The following is a 17,885-nucleotide window of genomic DNA, read 5'->3' as shown; positions in this document are numbered from 1 at the left end:
GCTCCACTTCCCAGCCGCCCGAGCCACACCTCACGGGCCCTCCCAGCCGCCCGAGCCGGACCTCGCGGACTACTTCCCAGCCGCCGGAGCCGCACCCCACGCCCCCTCCCAGCCGCCCGAGCCGCACCCCCACGGAGCCCCTTCCAGCCGCCCGAGTCGCACCCCACGCCCCCTCCCAGCCGACCGAGCCGCATCCCACGGAGCCCCTCCCAGCCGACCGAGCCGTACCCCACGCCCCCTCCCAGCCGACCGAGCCGCACCCCGCGGGCCACTTCCCAGTCGACCGAGTCGGGTGGGTGGGTGGGAGACGGGGGTCCAGGGGGCGGAGCCCCCTGGTGCGTCAGCCGGACCGACGGAACCCGATCGTCGGCACGGCCCGCCGCAGCGGCCAGGCCCGATCCAGCTCCTCCGGCACCAACCCGTCCAGAAACGCGTACCGTCGAAGCGCCGCAGGCTCCTGCACGGACTGCACCTTCCGCCACCACGCCCCGATCTCCGACCACCCCGGCGCCGACAGGGACCCCCCGAACTCCTGCACCGACAACGCGGCCGTGAGCCCGGCGAAGGCCAGCCGGTCGGCCAGCGGCCACCCCGCCAGGGACCCCGTCACGAACCCGGCGACGAACACGTCCCCCGCCCCGGTCGGGTCCAGCGCCTCCACCTCGATCGCCGGCACCTCCGCCGTCTCCCCGGTCCGCCGGTCCACCGCGTAGGCGCCGTCCGAGCCCAGCGTCACCACGGCCACCGGCACGTACTCCGTCAGGGCGTGCGCGGCGAGCCGCGGACAGTCGGTGCCGGTGTACCGCTTCGCCTCCTCCGCGTTGGGCAGGAAGGCCTCGCAGTGCTCCAGGTCGGCCAGCCCGGACAGGTCCCACGCGCCCGTCTCGTCCCAGCCGACGTCGGCGAAGATGCGGGTGCCCGCGCGGGCGGCCTGCGCGATCCAGGGCGCGCTGCGGCCCGGCGTGAGGGAGGCGACGGCGGCCCGCGCGCGGGGCGGCCGGGTGGTGGCGTCCTCCTGGAGGAGCACGGCCTCCGTCGGCGGCTCGTGCCCGTGGGAGACCATCGTCCGCTCGCCCTCGTAGGCCATGGAGACGGTCACCGGCGAGTGCCAGCCGGGCACGGTCCGCGAGGCGGAGAGGTCGATGCCCTCTCCCTGCTCCAGCGCGTCCCAGCAGTACTCGCCGTAGTGGTCGTCGCCGAAGGCCGCCGCGAGGGCGGTCCGCAGCCCGAGCCGGGCGAGGGCGGCGGCCATGTTGGCGACCCCGCCGGGGCTGGAGCCCATGCCCCGGGCCCAGGACTCGGTGCCGCGCACCGGCGCCGAGTCCAGGCCGGTGAAGATGATGTCGAGGAAGACCGTACCGGTGAGGTAGACGTCCCAGGGCGGGTCACCGGGGGCGCGCAGCGCGGCGAGCGGGTCGACCTGGGTCTGGCAGCGCGCTGCCTGGGTGAGGTGTTCCGGTTCCTCTCCGGTGAGGGTGTGCGACAGCGTCACGGTGCGCTCCCTGGCGTGGTGCGGTTGTGGCCAGTGTGCACCAGGTCACGCACCGGGACGCCGCGCGGCGCCGGGTCACCAGCTGGTCACCAGCGGCTCACCAGCGGGGCATCGCCGGTGTCCGCCAGTCCGGTTCGGCGGCGCGCATCGCCGCCGCGTCGTCGCGGTCGCGCAGCGAGCCGTCGTCCTCGGCCCACCGCCGGTGCAGCCGGGCCAGTTCGTCCCGGTCCAGCTCGACGCCGAGGCCCGGCGCGTCGGACACCGCGACCCGGCCGCCGTCGAAGGCGAGCCGTTCGGTGAGGACGTCCTCGGACTGCCAGGGGTAGTGGGAGTCGCAGGCGTGGTGGAGGTTCGGGACCGTGGCCGCCACCTGGGTCATCGCGGCGAGGCTGATGCCGAGATGGGTGTTGGAGTGCATGGACACCCCGACCCCGAAGGTGGCGCAGACGGCGGCGAGGTGCTGGGTGTTGCGCAGCCCGCCCCAGTAGTGGTGGTCGGAGAGGACGACCTGGACGGCGTCCTTCGTGAACGCCTCCTTGATCTCGCCGAAGGTGGTCACGCACATGTTCGTCGCGAGGGGCACGTCCGTACCGGCGGCCACCTCGGCCATGCCTGGCGTGCCCAGCGTCGGGTCCTCCAGGTACTCCAGGACGTCGCCGAGTTCCTTCGCGACCTTCAGCGAGGTCTCCACCGACCAGGCGCCGTTGGGGTCGAGCCGCAGCGGGTGTCCGGGGAAGGCCTCGGCGAGGGCGCGGACGGCGGCGATCTCCTCGTCGGGCGGGAAGACGCCGCCCTTGAGCTTGAACGAGCCGAAGCCGTGCCGCTCCTGGAGCCGGCGCGCCTGTTCCACCACGCCGGCCGGGTCGAGCGCGGCGCCCCACTCGTCCGGCTCGGCGGGAACCCCCGCCGGGTGCCGGTCCCACTTGTAGAAGAGATAGGCGCTGTACTCGACCGCGTCCCGCACCTTGCCGCCGAGCAGCGCGTGCACGGGCAGCCCGAGCGCCTTGCCCTGGGCGTCGAGACAGGCGACCTCGAAGGCGGACAGCACGGACAGCCGCAGCTTGTCGGCGGTCTGCACCCCGCGCAGCCCGCCCGCGTCCGCCTCGCCCTCGACCCGGGAGGCGTCCACGGCGAGGTCGATCCCGAACAGGCCGTTCACATCCGTGACCGACCGGCCGGTGAGCCGCTCGGCCAGCGGCCGGGCCAGCTCCAGGTACTTGGTGTCGCCGTAGGTCTCGCCGAGCCCGGTGGTCCCGTCGGCGGTGACGATCTCCACGATCAGCCGCGGGGTGTACGGCTGGTGCACGCCCTGGGTGTTGAGCAGCGGCGGGTCGGCGACCAAGATCGGTGTCAGCCGCACCTCGGCGATGGTCAGGTCACGGGTCACAGGGAGGCTCCTACGAGGTCGAGTCCGGCGGTGAGGAGGGCCTTCAGGTCGGCGAGGTCGGCGGGCGAGGGGTCGGTGAGCGGGGCGCGCACGGGTCCGACCGGCTGCCCGCGCAGCCGGGCCGCCGCCTTCACCAGGGACACGGCGTATCCGGGTGCGCGGTCGCGGAGTTCGACGAACGGGACGTAGAAGTCGCGCAGCAGCTTGTCGACGGTGGCGTGGTCGTCGTCGCGCAGCGCGGCGAAGAAGGCGCCGGCGATCTCGGGGGCGAAGGCGTGCACGGCGGAGGAGTAGGCGGGGACGCCGACGGCGGCGTAGGCGCGGGCCTGGATCTCGGCGGTGGCGGCGCCGTTGAAGAAGAGGAAGCCGTCGGGCGCGGCGAGGGTGAGGCGCTGGAGGCGGTCCAGGTCGCTGTGGCCGTCCTTGAGCCCGATGACGTTCGGGACCCGGGCGATGCGCCGCAACGCGCCCACGCCGTAGGCGACCTGGCCGCGCTGATAGGCGATCAGCGGCAGCCGGGTGCGGGCGGCGAGGTGTTCCAGCTGGGCGGCGAGGCCGTCCTGCGAGGCCTCGGTCAGGTAGTGCGGCAGCACGAGCAGGGCGTCGGCGCCGGCCTCCTCGGCGATCCGCGCGAACCGGGCGGCCTGCGCCCATCCGTACCCGGTGCCGGCCACCACGGGCACCCGGCCCGCGGCCTCCTGGACGGCGAGGGTGACGACCGTCCGGTACTCGTCCTCGTCCAGCGAGAAGAACTCGCCGGTGCCGCACGCCGGGAAGACGGCGCCGGGCCCGGCCGCCAGCCGGCCGGCGACATGGGCGCGGAAGCCGTCGGGATCGAGGGTTCCGTCGTCGTGGAAGGCGGTGAGCGGGAAGGACAGCACGCCACGGGCCATCCCCTCGCGCAGTCGCCGCGCCACGTCCTGCGGACCCGGGTCGCCGCCCACCTGACCATCTCCTCTTGTGAATACCGTCCACATATGAGAACCGAGGCTAAACGCTCCTACCCCCCTGCACCACCCCCAAACGCAACCGTGGTCCGGATCACACCCACCGGACTTCTTCCGGAACCGCGTGCTTGATACAACTTGCTCGCGCGTTCCTGTCCGTCGACGGTCGCAGCCCATCCCCCTTTTTCCGAGCCGCACTTCTCGCCTGCCCTGGGAACGCCCGTGTCCGCCCCCCGCACCCTGCCCTGGCCCCTCGTCGCCCTGTTCACGGCCGGGTACCTCGCCCCCTACCTGCTGCCCACCACCGTCGGCAGACTCGACAGCGGACTCCCGCTCACCGCGACCCAGGCGGGGGCCATCGGCAGTGCCCTGCTGCTGAGTTCGGCGACCGCCGGCTTCCTGCTGGCCTCCCGGGTCGACCGGACCGGCCCCCGCGTCCTCGCCCGCGCCGGTCTCGCGCTCGCCGCCCTCGGCTACGGCGGCGCCGCCCTCACCGGCGCCGTACCGGCCGTCGTCGCGGGCGCGATCGTCGGCGGCCTGGGGTCCGGCACGGTCACGGCGGTGGCGGCGAGCGGCATCGCCGGTCAGCGCGACCCGCACCGGGTCACCACCCTCGGCCTGCTCGGCGTCTCCGCCCTCGCGGGCGCCCTGTACCTGACGATCCCGCACCTCGGCCCCGGCCACGGCCTCCCGCTCGCCGCGATCGCGCTGACCGCGCTCGCCGTCTGGCCGCTCACCGGCCGCCTGTCCGGTCGTACGGCCCCGGCCCGCACGGCCGTCGGCTACGACCGCCTCCCCCACCCCCGCGCCGGCCTGCTGCTGGCCGCCGCGATGCCCTGCTGGTCCCTCGCCCAGAACGCCCTGTGGGGCGTCAGCGGCCGGATCGGTCTCGACCAGGCCCACCTCACCGAGGTCACCGTCGGCGCGGTCTTCGCGGTCGCGCTCGGCGCCGGGCTCCTCGGCGTCGTGGGCGCGGGCGCGCTCGGCCCCCGGCTGGGCCGGGCCCTGCCCATCGGCGCCGGTACGGCCCTCATCGCGGGCTGCGTCACGCTCAGCGCGTCGGCGACGGACCTGCCGGCGTTCGCGGCCGGCGAGATCGCCTGGAACCTGCTCTACCCGGTCGTGCTGTCGTACGTCATCGCGCTGGCCGCGTCCCTGGACCCGCGAGGCCGCTGGACGGTCCTCGTCGGCTCGGCGTCCTCGCTGGGGACGGCGGCGGGGCCGCTCGCGGGCAGTGTGCTGGCCGCCGGGGCGGGCTTCCCGGCGATGGGGCGGGTGCTCGGCGCCGGGCTGCTGCTGATCGCCGTACCGCTGACGGCGGTGGCGCTGCGGACGGGCAGGCGCCCCCTGCCGGTCGTGGAAGTGCCGGTCGACGCCCCGGTCCTGGAAACCCCGGTCACGGAACTCCCGGTCGTGGAAGTCCGGGTGGACACGCCCGCCGTACCCGCTCGGCGCGCTTACGACACCGCGTCCCCGAACTCGTACGCCTCCACCTCGGCCAGGTAACGGGCCCTGCGCTCCTCGTCGTCCTCCAGGAAGGCGGCGAGGAAGGAGTTGCGGGCCAGCTCGCGCAGCCGGTCCCGGGACAGCCCAAGGGCCTGGTGCACGGCCGTGAAGTTGTCGCCCGCGTATCCGCCGAAGTACGCCGGGTCGTCGGAGTTGACCGTGCACAGCAGGCCGGCGTCGAGCATGGCGGGGAGGGGATGGTCGGCCAGGGTGTCGACGGTCCGCAGCCGGACGTTGGACAGCGGGCACAGCGTGAGCGGAATCCGCTCCCGGACCAGCCGCTCGACCAGCGCCGGGTCCTCCACGCAGCGCAGGCCGTGGTCGACGCGCTCCACGCCGAGCACGTCCAGCGCCTCGGTGATGTACTCCGGCGGCCCCTCCTCACCGGCGTGCGCGACCCGGCGCAGCCCCAGCGCGGCGGCGGCCTCGTACACCTCCCGGAACTTCACCGGCGGGTGCCCGACCTCGGCGGAGTCCAGGCCCACGCCGGTGATCCGGTCCAGGTACGGCTTCGCGGCCTCCAGGGTGGCCAGGGCCGACTCGGCGGACTCGTCCCGCAGGAAGCACATGATCAGCTTGGTGGAGACGCCGTGCTCGGCCTCGCTGTCGCCGAGCACCCGCCACAGCCCCTCCACGACCGTGCCCATGGCCACGCCCCGGGACAGATGCGCCTGCGGGTCGAAGAAGATCTCCGCGTGCCGCACGCCCTGCGCGGCGGCCCGGGCGAGGTAGGCGTTCGCCAGGTCGGCGAAGTCCCGCTCGGTGCGCAGGACGGCCATCAGCTCGTAGTAGAGGTCCAGGAAGGACTGGAGATCCTCGAACTGATAGGCCTTGCGGAGGGCGTCGGTGTCCGCGTACGGGAGGGTCACGCCGTTGCGGGCGGCCAGCTCGAAGGCCAGCTCCGGCTCCAGAGTGCCTTCGATGTGGAGGTGCAGTTCTGCTTTCGGGAGGGGCATCAAAGCATCGTACGGGTGTTTTACCGCCGTTTCGGAACCGGCACCCGCAGCAGGTCGTAGGCCACGGTCAGCTCCCCCGCGAACCCGGCCGCCCGCGCCTGCCGCTCGAACTCCTCCGGGTCGGTGTAGCGCTGGCTGAAGTGGGTGAGCACGAGGTGCCGTACCCCGGCGTCCCTGGCCACGGCGGCGGCCTGCCCGGCCGTCAGATGCCCGTGCTCGACGGCGAGTTCCACGTCCTCGTCGAGGAACGTGGACTCGATGACGAGCAGGTCGCAGCCCTCGGCGAGCGCGTGCACGCCGTCGCAGAGCCGGGTGTCCATGACGAACGCGAACCGCTGCCCGCGCCGCACCTCGCTGACGTCCTCCAGCGTCACGTCCCCGAGCCGGCCCGCGCGCTGGAGACGGCCCACGTCCGGGCCCTTGACGCCGAAGGCGGCGAGCCGGTCGGGCAGCATGCGGCGGCCGTCGGGTTCGATCAGGCGGTAGCCGTAGGACTCGACCGGGTGCGAGAGCCTGCGGGCCTCCAGGGTGTACGCCGAGGTCACCGCGAGGATGCCGTCGGCGGCGACCGGGGCCTCGGTGAGGCCGACCGTCTCCCGGTAGGCGGTCGCGTAGCGCAGGCGGTCGAAGAAGCGCTGGCCGGAGCGCGGGTAGTGCGCGGTGACCTCGTGCGGCACCTGGTCCAGGTTGATCCGCTGGATGACCCCGGCCAGACCGAGGCTGTGGTCACCGTGGAAGTGGGTGACGCAGATCCGGTTCAGGTCGTGGGCGGCGACCCCGGCGCGCAGCATCTGCCGCTGTGTGCCCTCGCCGGGGTCGAAGAGGATGCCCTCGCCGTCCCACCGCAGCAGGTAGCCGTTGTGGTTGCGGTGCCGGGTCGGGACCTGGCTGGCGGTGCCGAGGACCACCAGTTCACGGACGGACACGGTCGCTCATCCGGGCGGCCACTGGAGGCCACGGCCGCCGAGGACGTGGGCGTGGGCGTGCCAGACGGTCTGACCGGCGCCGCTGCCCGTGTTGAAGACGGTTCGGTAGCTGTCCAGCTTTTCCTCGTCGGCGACGGCCTGGGTCTCCGCGAGGACGTCGGCGGCCAGCTGCGGTGCTTCGGCGGCGAGGACTGCGGCGTTCTCGTAGTGGGCCTTGGGGATCACCAGGACGTGGGTGGGGGCCTGCGGGTTTATGTCCCGGAAGGCCACGGTCGTGTCTGTCTCGCGGACGATCGTCGCCGGGATGTCACCCTTGACGATCTTGCAGAACAGGCAGTCGTCCTGCGGTTCGCCGGCCATGCGTGTGCCTCCTCACGCTGGTGATCAATACCGTGGCATCGTAGTCGGTCGGGTGCGGGTGGTCGGTGGCTTGTCGCGCGGTTCCCCGCGCCCCTCAGGCAGGCATGGCCGGCGGAGTCTTCGCCGGACGTTCCTCCAGCGCCTCCAGTGCGAGGCGGATCGCCTCGTCCAGTTGGGCGTCGCGGCCCTCTGCCCAGTCCTGAGGCCTCTGTACGACCTCCACGTCCGGGTCCACCCCGTGGTTCTCCACGTCCCAGCCCACGCCCTCCAGCCACATCGCGTACTTCGGCTGGGTGACCAGGGTGCCGTCGAGCAGGTGGTAGCGGCTGTCGATGCCGATGACGCCGCCCCAGGTGCGGGTGCCGACGACCGGGCCGATGCCCAGGGCCTTGATCGCCGCATTGACGATGTCGCCGTCGGAGCCGGAGAACTCGTTGGCGACGGCGACGACCGGGCCGCGCGGGGCGTCGAGCGGGTAGCTGGTGGGGCGCATGCCGCGCGGGAGGTCCCAGCCGATGATCCGGCGGGCCAGTTTCTCGACCACGAGCTGGGAGGTGTGGCCGCCCCGGTTCTCGCGGACGTCGACCACCAGGCCTTCGCGGGCGACCTCGACGCGCAGGTCGCGGTGGATCTGGGCCCAGCCGGGGGCCTGCATGTCCGGGACGTGGAGGTAGCCGAGGCGGCCGGCGGAGGCCGCGTGGACATGGGCCCGGCGGTCCGCGACCCAGGCGTGGTAGCGCAGGGGCTCCTCGTCGGCGATGGGGACGACGACCGTGTGGCGGGGTTCGCCGCCGCCGGCCGGGGAGACGGTCAGCTCCACCGGGTGGCCCGCCGTGCCGACGAGCAGCGGGCCCGGGCCCGTCACCGGGTCGACCGGGTGGCCGGCGACCGCGATGATCGCGTCGCCGGGGCGGACCGCGACGCCGGGCGCGGCGAGCGGGGAGCGGGCGTCCGGGTCGGAGGTCTCCGACGGCAGGACGCGGTCGATGCGCCAGCTGCCGTCCTCGTGGCGGGAGATGTCGGCACCGAGCAGGCCGTGCCGGGCGCGGCGGCCGGAGCCGCCGCGCGGGATGACGTAGGCGTGCGAGGTGCCGAGTTCGCCGTGCACCTCCCAGAGCAGGTCGACCAGGTCGCTGTGGGTGGCGAGGCGGGCGAGGAGCGGACGGTAGCGGGCGAGGACGCCGTCCCAGTCGGTGCCGCCGAGGTCGGGGCGCCAGAAGTGGTCGCGCATGAGGCGGCCGGTCTCGTCGTAAATCTGCCGCCACTCGGCGGCCGGGTCGACGGTCTGCCGGACCCGGGCGAGGTCGACGGTGACGCTGGTGTCGCCGTCGTCGTCGGTGCCGGTGCGGCGGTCGCTCGGTACGACCCGGAGCCGGCCGTCGGTCCACAGCAGGACGCGTTTGCCGTCGCCGCTGACCTCGAAGTGGTCGGCGTCGGAGGCGAGGTGCTCCAGGCGGCGCTGGGCGAGGTCGTAACGCTCCAGTTCGGTGTGCGGGTCGGGGTCCTCGGGGTGGGCGCGGGAGGCACCGAGGACGCCCTGCACGGGGTGGCGCAGCCAGAGGACGCCGTCCTTGGCGGCGCGCAGGGTGGAGTAGCGGCCGGCCTCGACCGGGAAGGGGACGATGCGGTCGGCGAGTCCTTCCAGGTCGATGCGGGTGGTCGGCGTGCCCTCGCTGTCGGGGGTCTCGTCCTTGTCGGGGGTCTCGAAGGGGCGGCCGTGGCGCTGCGGGCCGAACGGCGAGGGGGTGGTGGCGGCCAGCGTGATCAGGTGCGGGCGGGCGCCGACCACGAACGCGAGGTCGAAGACGTGCTCGTCGTAGACCGGGTCGAAGGCGCGGTTGGAGAGGAACGCGAGGTGTTTGCCGTCCAGGGTGAAGGCGGGCGCGTAGTCCTGGAAGCGCAGCGGGGTCGCCTCGGTCACCGACAGGTCGGTGGTGTGGGCGACGCGCAGTTGGGAGAGCGGGCGGGGGCCGGGGTGGGACCAGGCGAGCCAGGCCGAGTCGGGGGAGAAGGCGAGGCCGGAGACCTCGCCGTCGTCGCTGCGGTCGACCTCGCGGACCTCTCCGGTCTCGCGTTCGACGAGCAGCAGCCGGCCGTCGTGCGCGGCCACGGCGGCCCGGCTGCCGTCGGGTGCCACGGCCAGCTCCAGGACCCGGCCGAGCTGTCCGGCGGCGAGCCGGCGCGGCGGGGCGCCGGGCACGGTGCCGGTCGCGGGCGCGAACTCCAGGGCGTCGTCGCCCTCGGCGTCCGTCACCCACACCACCCACTCCTCGTCCTCGGCACGGAAGGCACGCGGCGTCCGGGCGCGGACACCGGGGGTGGCGGCCAGGGCGCGGGCGGGGCCGGAGCGGTGGGTCACCCAGTGGACGCCGCCGCGCACGCAGACGGCGCTGCCGCGCGCGGTGTGGCCGGGGGCCGCCTCGCCGAACCAGCGGGAGGCGTTGACGGGGTACGGCCGCAGGTCGACGCGGGGTCCGCCGAGCCGTACGTCCAGCCGGCGCGGCTCGGCGCCCTCCAGGTCGTCCAGCAGCCAGAGTTCACCGGCCGAGCTGTAGACGACGCGGGTGCCGTCACCGGCGGCGTGCCGGGCGTAGAAGCCGTCGAGGGGAGTGTGCCGGCGCAGGTCGGAGCCGTCGGGAAGGGAGGAGTAGAGCGCGCCGGTGCCCTCGTGGTCGGAGAGGAAGGCGATCCGATCACCCGCCCACACCGGGCACTCGATGTTCCCGTCGAGGTCCTCGTGCAGCCGGACGAACTCCCCGCTGCCCTCCGGGTCGATCCACAACTTGCCCGCCGTACCGCCTCGGTAGCGCTTCCAGTGGGCGGCCTCGCGGCCCATCGGCGCGGACAGCAGCACGGTGGCCGGGCCGAGGACCACGTCGCCGACCGGGCCGTACGGCAGGGTCTCGGCGGGTCCGCCGTCCAGCGGGACGGCGTGCGCCCAGGTGTGCCGGAAGCTGTGCCGGCCCTGCGCGCCGAGCGCGAGGACCCGCCCGTCCGGGGTCCAACCACGCACCTCGGTACGGCCGTTGCCCCAGTACGTCAGCCGCTCGGCGGGGCCGCCGTCGACCGGGGCGACATGCACCTCGGGGGCGCCGTCCCGGGTGGAGGTCCAGGCGAGATGCCGGCCGTCCGGCGATATCCGGGGCCGGGTCACCGGCATGTTGTCGGCGCTGACCCGCCAGGCCCGGCCGCCGTCGACCGGCGCGAGCCAGACGTCGTCCTCGGCGACGAAGGTCACCAAGTCCCCGCGCAGATGGGGGAATCGGAGATAGGCGGAGGTTGCCGTGGTTCCCGTGGAAGCACCCTGAGTCACGCCGTCACTCTACGCAGCGACCGGTGCGTCCGCTCCCGGTTTCGGATCACTTGCCCGGCACGGGCCGGACGGTGACGGTGACGGTGACGGTCGCGGTGGGCTGTCCCCCGGTGGGCGGCCGGTACGTCGGCCCCGGCCGGGCGGAGCAGTTGCCGAGCCCGTCGACGCGGAACACCTGTCTGCCGTCGACCTTGGCGGTCAGATCCCCGCGCACGCAGGCACCGTCGACGGCCTTGGTCACCAGCCCGGCGACGACGATCTTCCTCCCGTCGTCCGTCTCGCCCTGACAGTCGACGGAGACGACGGTGGTCTCGCTCGGGGAGGGCGAGGTGCCGCGCGTGCCGTCCTCCTCCCCCTGACGTCCGGTACAGGTCAGCCAGGCGACGTTCACCCGCCGGTGCTCCAGCGCGGCGGTCGCGGTCTGGTCGGTGGTGTACGCGACGGTCGCCGACCCGAGCCCCCCACCGGGCTGGCAGGCCACGACAGCCCCACCACCCACCACGACCAGCCCCACGACGGCCGCCACTCGCGCCCGACGCCGTATCCGCCTCGAAGCCCCCATACAGGGCAGCGTGCCACCGGCCCACACCGCGGGGAAGCCCGGATACGGCCACTCACCCGTTCGGGGGCAGCGCCCAGAAAGGGCACGGGGAACCGCGCGACGCCCCGGCTGAGGGCACGTCAGCCCCGCAGCAGCAGCCACTCCTGGAGTTCCACCAGGTTGCCCTCCGGGTCCTTGAGGTGGGCCACGCGCATGCGGTCGGTCATGGGGGCGGGGCCGTGCAGCAGGGTCGCGCCCCGGGCGGTGATCTCCGCGCAGTATGCGTCGAGGTCGTCGACGCGCAGGACGACCAGGGACCGGTGGCCGGTGGCGGTGTCTCCCAGCTCGGCCAGGATCTCGGCCATCATCGCGCGGTCCTGGAGCGCGATCCCGGCGGAGCCGGCGTGCGGGCTGAACTTCTCGTACGGTCCCCGCGTCGCGCCGGACTGCGGCTTGAGGCCGAGGACGTCGGCGTAGAAGCGGTAACAGGCGGCGAAGTCGGTGACCAGGAGCCGGACTTGGGCGAGTTCCACGGTGTCCCCAGGGGGTCAGGACCAGCGGCCGGTGCGGCCCAGCAGCAGGGCCACGGCGGCGGTGCCGGCGGTGGAGGTGCGCAGGACGGTGGGGCCGAGGACGCAGGCCTTCGCGCCCGCAGCCTCGAAGAGCGTCAACTCGTCCCGTGAGACACCGCCTTCCGGACCCACGACCAGGACGATGTCGCCCTCACCGGGGAGTTCGGCGGTGGCCAGGGGCTCGCTGACGTGGTCGAAGTCGGAGTGGAGCACGGCGGCGAAGTCGGCCTCGGCGAGCAGCGCGGCAACCTGCTTGGTCGTCGCCGGCTCCGCGACCTCCGGGAAGCGCAGGCGGCGGGACTGCTTGCCGGCCTCCCGCGCGGTGGCACGCCACTTGGCGAGCGCCTTCACGCCCCGGTCGCCCTTCCACTGGGTGATGCAGCGGGCGGCCTGCCAGGGCACGATCGCGTCGACGCCGGTCTCCGTCATCGTCTCCACGGCCAGCTCGCCGCGGTCCCCCTTGGGCAGGGCCTGGACGACGGTGATACGGGGGCTGGGCTCGGGCTCCACCGGGAACTCGAAGGGCTCGACCACCAGGTGGTCCTTCCCCGACACGCTGACGACGACCCCGGCCGCGCCCCGGCCCCTGCCGTCGGTGAGCACCACGTTCTCGCCCGGCTGCAACCGCCGGACGGAGACCGCGTGCCGTCCCTCGGGACCCTGGACGTCGACGACCGAGCCGGGGGCCACGCCCTCCAGCGAGTCGACGACGAACACCGGCGCGGTCATCGGGGGCCACCCCCGGCCGACAACGCTGTCCGCGCCTCGGCGAGTTCGCCCGCCAGCACCTCCACGAGCCGGCCGGCGGGCAGCTCCCTCGCCATCCGGTGGCCCTGTCCCGCCCACATCGCCATGCCCTGCGCGTCCCCGGCCTTGGCGGCGGCCTTGCGCAGCGGCGCGGTGAGGTGGTTGACCTCGGGGTAGGCGGCGGGGGCGTACGGGCCGTGCTCGCGCAGGAAGCGGTTGACCAGCGCGCGGGCCGGGCGGCCGGTGAAGGCGCGGGTCAGCTCGGTGCGCGGGAACAGCGGGTCGGTCAGCGCCCGCTTGTGCAGGTCGTGCGCGCCGGACTCGTGGGTGGCGACGAACGCGGTGCCCAGCTGGGCCGCGCTCGCGCCCGCCGCGAGGACGGCGGCGATCTGGGCGCCGCGCATGATGCCGCCGGCGGCGACGATCGGGATGCGCACCGCCTCCCGGACCTGCGCGACCAGCGACAGCAGGCCGATGCCGGCGCCGTCGTTCTCCGGGAGGTCCCGGTGGGTGCCCTGGTGTCCGCCGGCCTCCACGCCCTGCGCGATCACCGCGTCGGCCCCGGCCCGCTCGACCGCGCGGGCCTCCTCGGCGGTGGTGGCGGTGACCAGGGTGAAGGTGCCGGCGCGGCGGAGCTTGTCGAACACCTCGCGGCGCGGCACGCCGAAGTGGAAGGAGACCACCGGCACCGGGTCGTCGAGCAGGACGGCGAGCTTGGCGTCGTAGCCGTCGTCCCGGCCGCTGTCCGGGTCGCCCAGCTCGGTCTCGTACCAGGCGGCCTCACCGGCCAGCTGATGCGCGTAGATCTCGACCGCGCCGGATTCGGCGTTGTCGGGCTGCGGCATGAACAGGTTCACGCCGAAGGGGCGGCTCGTGAGCCCACGCAGCTGCTTGATCTCCTGGTACATGCCGTCGGCGGTCTTGTACCCGGCGGCGAGGAACCCGAGGCCACCGGCCTCGGAGACGGCGGCGGCGAGCTGCGGGACGGAGACACCGCCCGCCATGGGGGCCTGCACGATCGGGTAGCGGAAGAGATCGGTCAGCGCGGAGGACATGACCGCATGTTGTCACGTCCTCCGTACAAGTCCGAATCCGGGCTTCCGCCGGCATAGGCCAACGGCATACGGGGTGCGGAAGCACCCCGTACGTCACGGCTCAGCGCCCGTTGAAGGCCACCCGCGGCTCACGTCAGCGGCCGTTGAACGCGTCCTTCAGCCGCGAGAACAGCCCCTGCTGACCCGGCTGGAACTGGCCCTGCGGCCGCTCCTCGCCCCGCAGCTTGGCCAGCTCGCGCAGCAGTCGCTCCTGCTCCGGGTCCAGCTTGGTCGGCGTGGTGACCTCGACGTGCACGATCAGGTCGCCCCGGCCGCCGCCGCGCAGATGCGTGACGCCCCGGCCGTGCAGCGGGATCGACTGGCCGGACTGGGTGCCGGGCCGGATGTCGACCTCCTCCAGGCCGTCCAGCGTCTCCAGCGGCACCTTCGTGCCGAGGGCCGCCGCAGTCATCGGGATCGTGACCGTGCAGTGCAGGTCGTCGCCGCGCCGCTGGAACGTCGGGTGCGGCAGCTCGTGGATCTCGACGTACAGGTCACCGGCCGGGCCGCCGCCGGGGCCGACCTCGCCCTCGCCGGCGAGCTGGATGCGGGTGCCGTTGTCGACACCGGCGGGGATCTTCACGGTCAGCGTCCGCCGCGAGCGCACCCGGCCGTCGCCGGCGCACTCCGGGCACGGCGTCGGCACGACCGTGCCGAAGCCCTGGCACTGCGGGCAGGGCCGGGAGGTCATGACCTGGCCCAGGAAGGACCGGGTGACCTGGGAGACCTCACCGCGGCCACGGCACATGTCACACGTCTGGGCGGACGTGCCGGGGGCCGCGCCCTCGCCGTTGCAGGTGTTGCAGACGACGGCCGTGTCGACCTGGATGTCCTTGGTGGTCCCGAAGGCCGCCTCGTCCAGCTCGACCTCGATCCGGATCATCGCGTCCTGGCCGCGCCGGGTGCGCGAGCGCGGCCCGCGCTGCGACGCCGTACCGAAGAACGCGTCCATGATGTCGGAGAAGTTGCCGAAGCCGCCGGCGCCGAAACCGCCCGCGCCCGCGCCGCCCGACTGGGAGAGCGGGTCGCCGCCGAGGTCGTAGACCTGCTTCTTCTGCGGGTCCGACAGCACCTCGTAAGCGGCGTTGATCTCCTTGAACCGCTCCTGGGTCTTCGGGTCCGGGTTGACGTCCGGGTGCAGCTCGCGCGCGAGCCGACGGAACGCCTTCTTGATCTCATCCTGCGACGCGTCGCGGCGCACGCCGAGAACGGCGTAGTAGTCCGTGGCCACTTACGACTCCGCCAGGATCTGTCCGACGTACCGTGCCACTGCGCGTACCGCTCCCATCGTTCCCGGGTAGTCCATGCGGGTCGGTCCGACCACGCCGAGCTTGGCAACCGCCTCGCCGCCCGAACCGTAGCCGACCGACACGACGGAGGTTGAGTTGAGTCCCTCGTGGGCGTTCTCGTGGCCGATGCGCACGGTCACGCCCGGGTCCTTCGCCTCGCCGAGGAGCTTGAGGAGCACGACCTGCTCCTCCAGTGCCTCCAGGACGGGCCGGATCGTGAGGGGGAAGTCATGTCCGAAACGGGTGAGATTGGCGGTGCCGCCGATCATCAACCGCTCCTCGTTCTCCTCCACGAGTGTCTCCAGAAGAGTGGAGAGCACTGTGGAGACCGTACCGCGGTCCTCCGACTCGAAGGCCTCCGGCAGGTCCTCGACCAGCTTCGGCACGTCCGTGAACCGGCGGCCGGCGACCCGGCTGTTGAGCCGCGCCCGCAGGTCCGCCAGCGAGGCCTCGCCGAACGGCGCCGGGCAGTCGACCATCCGCTGCTCGACCCGGCCGGTGTCCGTGATCAGCACGAGCATCACGCGCGCGGGAGCCAGTGAGAGCAGCTCCACGTGCCGGACCGTGGACCGGGTGAGGGACGGATACTGGACGACGGCGACCTGCCGGGTCAGCTGCGCGAGCAGCCGCACGGTCCGCGCCACGACGTCGTCGAGGTCGACGGCGCCCTCCAGGAAGTTCTGGATCGCCCGCCGCTCCGGCGCGGTCATCGGCTTCACGCCGGCGAGCTTGTCGACGAACAGCCGGTAGCCCTTGTCGGTGGGGATGCGCCCCGCACTGGTGTGCGGCTGGGCGATGTACCCCTCGTCCTCCAGGGCCGCCATGTCGTTGCGGACGGTCGCCGGGGAGACACCGAGGTTGTGCCGCTCGGTGAGCGCCTTGGAACCGACCGGCTCCTCGGTGCCCACGTAGTCCTGGACGATGGCGCGCAGTACCTGAAGCCTGCGTTCACTCAGCATTCGCGCGCACCTCCAGCACGTCGTCCCCTCGTCCCTCCGGGTCGTCCGCCTGGCACTCTTCCCATGCGAGTGCCAGCCTTCCCCGGCCCAGTGTACGGCTGCCGGGTACAGCCTGGGCAAGGTCGGGCCGCCGTACCGGCTCTTACCGCTAGCGTCGCGGGTATGACCGTGACTTGGGAAGAGCTTGGCTGGGAACGGCTGGCCCCGGGGGTGGGCCGGTGCCGGCTGCCGGGCTGGGACTGCACGGCGGGGCTGGTCCTCGGGGAGGGTACGGCACTGCTCGTGGACGCCGGTTCGAGCCTGGCGGAGGGGGCCCGGCTGCGCGGCCGGGCCGAGGAGCTGGCGGGCGGACGTGTGACCCATCTCGCGCTCACCCACCCCCACTTCGACCACGTCTTCGGGGCGGCCGCGTTCGCCGGGGCGGAGGTGTTCGGGGCGGTGGGCCTGGACGCGGTGTTCGCGTACGAGCGCGCGGACCTGCGGCTGGACGCGATCCGCAACGGGCTGCCGGTGGCCGACGCCGACGAGGCGGTGGACGCGCTGGTCCCGCCCCGCCACGCGGTCTCCGGCGAGTGGACGCTGGACCTCGGCGACGGCCGCCAGGCGCTGCTGGCCAACGTGGGCCCCGGTCACACGGCGCACGATCTGGCCGTGCTGGTCCCGGGCGATCCGGAGGTGGTGTTCTGCGGCGACCTGGTGGAGGAGTCCGGCGAGCCCCAGGCGGGCCCGGACGCGGTCCCGTCCCGCTGGCCGGACGCGCTGGACCGGCTGCTGGCGCTCGGCGGCGAGGACGCGCTGTACGTGCCCGGTCACGGGGCGGTGGTGGACGCGGCGTTCGTCCGCCGCCAACGGGACGCCCTGGCAACGCGGTTCGGCGTGATCTGAGCGGTTCCCGAAGGCTGGACCCGGCGTGTCGTGGGCCTTCGGGCGCGGCTTCTCCTATCGTCATCCGAATGCGCCAGTACTCCGCCGACCTCACCCCGCCGTGGAAGAAGCCGAAGCCCGTGCCGGAGGTCCCGGCCGAGCCCGGCCTGGTGGTGGAGGAGCCCGGCACCGGGTTCTGCGGCGCGGTGATCCGCTGCGAGGCGGGCACGGTGACCCTGGAGGACCGCTTCGGCAAGCACCGGGTGTTCCCGCTGGAGCCGCGCGGCTTCCTGCTGGAGGGCCGCGTGGTGACGCTCGTCCGCCCCAGCTCCTCGGCCCCGGTACGCCCCACCCGTACGGCGTCCGGCTCGGTCGCCGTCCCGCAGGCACGCGCGCGCGTGGCCCGCGCCGGCCGCATCTACGTGGAGGGCCGGCACGACGCCGAGCTGGTCGAGAAGGTGTGGGGCGACGACCTGCGGATCGAGGGCGTGGTCGTGGAGTACCTGGAGGGCGTGGACGACCTGCCGTCGATCGTCTCCGACTTCGCCCCGGGCCCCGACGCCCGCCTCGGCGTCCTGGTGGACCACCTGCTGCCGGGCACGAAGGAGTGGCGCATCGCGGAGTCGGTGACCAGCGAACACGCGCTGGTGGTCGGCCACCCGTTCATCGACATCTGGCAGGCGGTGAAGCCGGCCTCGCTGGGTATCGAGGCGTGGCCGACGGTGCCGAAGGGCCAGGACTGGAAGACGGGCGTGTGCCGGGCACTGGGCTGGCCGGCGGAGAACACCGGGGCGGTGTGGCAGGCGATCCTGAAGCGGGTGCGGTCCTACAAGGACCTGGAGCCGGAGCTGCTGGGGAGGGTGGAGGAGCTGATCGACTTCGTCACGGGTAGCGGTGGGGCCTGACGTCGGGGAACGTTCCGAACTCGCCGG

Annotated in this window: 16 protein-coding genes; 3 read left to right on the top strand and 13 right to left on the bottom strand. The window is 73.7% G+C overall.

The genetic code is table 11. From position 1 onward, the window contains the following. Positions 1-340: 340 nt before the first annotated feature. The 3 genes from ACZ4WH_RS10470 to ACZ4WH_RS10460 all read right to left on the bottom strand — a co-directional run bounded on the left by ACZ4WH_RS10470 (position 341) and on the right by ACZ4WH_RS10460 (position 3,856). Positions 341-1,486, bottom strand: coding sequence for a carbohydrate kinase family protein (locus tag ACZ4WH_RS10470; RefSeq protein ID WP_468178974.1), 1,146 nt, complete (start codon positions 1,484-1,486; stop codon positions 341-343). Positions 1,487-1,589: 103 nt separating this feature from the next. Continuing rightward, entirely contained in the window at positions 1,590-2,879 is a 1,290-nt protein-coding gene (locus ACZ4WH_RS10465) for a glucarate dehydratase family protein (protein WP_468178706.1), read from the bottom strand. Further along, positions 2,876-3,856, bottom strand: coding sequence for a 5-dehydro-4-deoxyglucarate dehydratase (locus ACZ4WH_RS10460; protein WP_468178704.1), 981 nt, complete (start codon positions 3,854-3,856; stop codon positions 2,876-2,878). Before ACZ4WH_RS10460 ends, ACZ4WH_RS10465 begins: the two co-directional genes overlap by 4 nt. A 192-nt stretch (positions 3,857-4,048) precedes the next feature. On the opposite strand from ACZ4WH_RS10460, the gene ACZ4WH_RS10455 reads away from it, so the two are divergent. After that, positions 4,049-5,332 carry an MFS transporter gene (locus tag ACZ4WH_RS10455; RefSeq protein WP_468178702.1) on the top strand — a complete coding sequence of 428 codons (1,284 nt, stop codon included), beginning with the start codon at positions 4,049-4,051 and terminating at the stop codon, positions 5,330-5,332. Here ACZ4WH_RS10455 and ACZ4WH_RS10450 read toward each other — a convergent pair. The 10 genes from ACZ4WH_RS10450 to hrcA form a co-directional block, all read right to left on the bottom strand. Then, the gene (locus ACZ4WH_RS10450) at positions 5,284-6,288 is read right to left on the bottom strand and encodes an adenosine deaminase (RefSeq protein ID WP_468178700.1); all 1,005 of its coding nucleotides are present in this window, start codon (positions 6,286-6,288) and stop codon (positions 5,284-5,286) included. The two genes, ACZ4WH_RS10455 and ACZ4WH_RS10450, sit on opposite strands and share 49 nt — an antisense overlap. Before the next feature lie 20 nt (positions 6,289-6,308). Further along, a complete protein-coding gene (locus tag ACZ4WH_RS10445; RefSeq protein ID WP_468178698.1) occupies positions 6,309-7,214 on the bottom strand; it encodes a ribonuclease Z in 906 nt (301 codons plus the stop codon). Between the two features lie 6 nt (positions 7,215-7,220). Continuing rightward, a complete protein-coding gene (locus tag ACZ4WH_RS10440; protein WP_468178696.1) occupies positions 7,221-7,574 on the bottom strand; it encodes a histidine triad nucleotide-binding protein in 354 nt (117 codons plus the stop codon). 94 nt (positions 7,575-7,668) lie between these two features. Then, complete coding sequence (locus ACZ4WH_RS10435; protein ID WP_468178972.1) at positions 7,669-10,815, bottom strand: S41 family peptidase; 3,147 nt, start codon at positions 10,813-10,815, stop codon at positions 7,669-7,671. A 118-nt stretch (positions 10,816-10,933) separates the two neighbouring features. Beyond that, on the bottom strand, positions 10,934-11,449 hold the full coding sequence (locus ACZ4WH_RS10430) for a hypothetical protein (RefSeq protein WP_468178694.1): 516 nt from the start codon (positions 11,447-11,449) through the stop codon (positions 10,934-10,936). Between the two features lie 119 nt (positions 11,450-11,568). After that, positions 11,569-11,961, bottom strand: coding sequence for a VOC family protein (locus ACZ4WH_RS10425; protein ID WP_468178692.1), 393 nt, complete (start codon positions 11,959-11,961; stop codon positions 11,569-11,571). A 15-nt stretch (positions 11,962-11,976) separates the two neighbouring features. Then, entirely contained in the window at positions 11,977-12,729 is a 753-nt protein-coding gene (locus ACZ4WH_RS10420; protein ID WP_468178690.1) for a 16S rRNA (uracil(1498)-N(3))-methyltransferase, read from the bottom strand. Further along, positions 12,726-13,802 (bottom strand): nitronate monooxygenase, encoded by a 1,077-nt coding sequence (locus tag ACZ4WH_RS10415; protein ID WP_468178688.1) that lies wholly within the window; start codon positions 13,800-13,802, stop codon positions 12,726-12,728. The genes ACZ4WH_RS10420 and ACZ4WH_RS10415 overlap by 4 nt, the downstream gene beginning before the upstream one ends. Before the next feature lie 133 nt (positions 13,803-13,935). After that, positions 13,936-15,072 (bottom strand): molecular chaperone DnaJ, encoded by a 1,137-nt coding sequence (gene dnaJ, locus ACZ4WH_RS10410; protein WP_030653759.1) that lies wholly within the window; start codon positions 15,070-15,072, stop codon positions 13,936-13,938. Then, positions 15,073-16,089, bottom strand: coding sequence for a heat-inducible transcriptional repressor HrcA (hrcA, locus tag ACZ4WH_RS10405; protein ID WP_468178685.1), 1,017 nt, complete (start codon positions 16,087-16,089; stop codon positions 15,073-15,075). A gap of 162 nt (positions 16,090-16,251) precedes the next feature. Here hrcA and ACZ4WH_RS10400 point away from each other — a divergent pair, with 162 nt between their 5' ends. Together ACZ4WH_RS10400 and ACZ4WH_RS10395 are read left to right on the top strand one after the other, a co-directional pair. Next, on the top strand, positions 16,252-16,974 hold the full coding sequence (locus ACZ4WH_RS10400) for an MBL fold metallo-hydrolase (protein ID WP_468178683.1): 723 nt from the start codon (positions 16,252-16,254) through the stop codon (positions 16,972-16,974). 68 nt (positions 16,975-17,042) lie between these two features. Next, on the top strand, positions 17,043-17,858 hold the full coding sequence (locus ACZ4WH_RS10395; RefSeq protein ID WP_468178681.1) for a DUF3097 domain-containing protein: 816 nt from the start codon (positions 17,043-17,045) through the stop codon (positions 17,856-17,858). Positions 17,859-17,885 lie beyond the last annotated feature (27 nt).

It is taken from the genome of Streptomyces sp. NPDC029138 (genome assembly GCF_055564375.1).
Note: the sequence above shows the minus strand (reverse complement) of the source record. Positions and strands in the feature narration are given on the sequence as shown.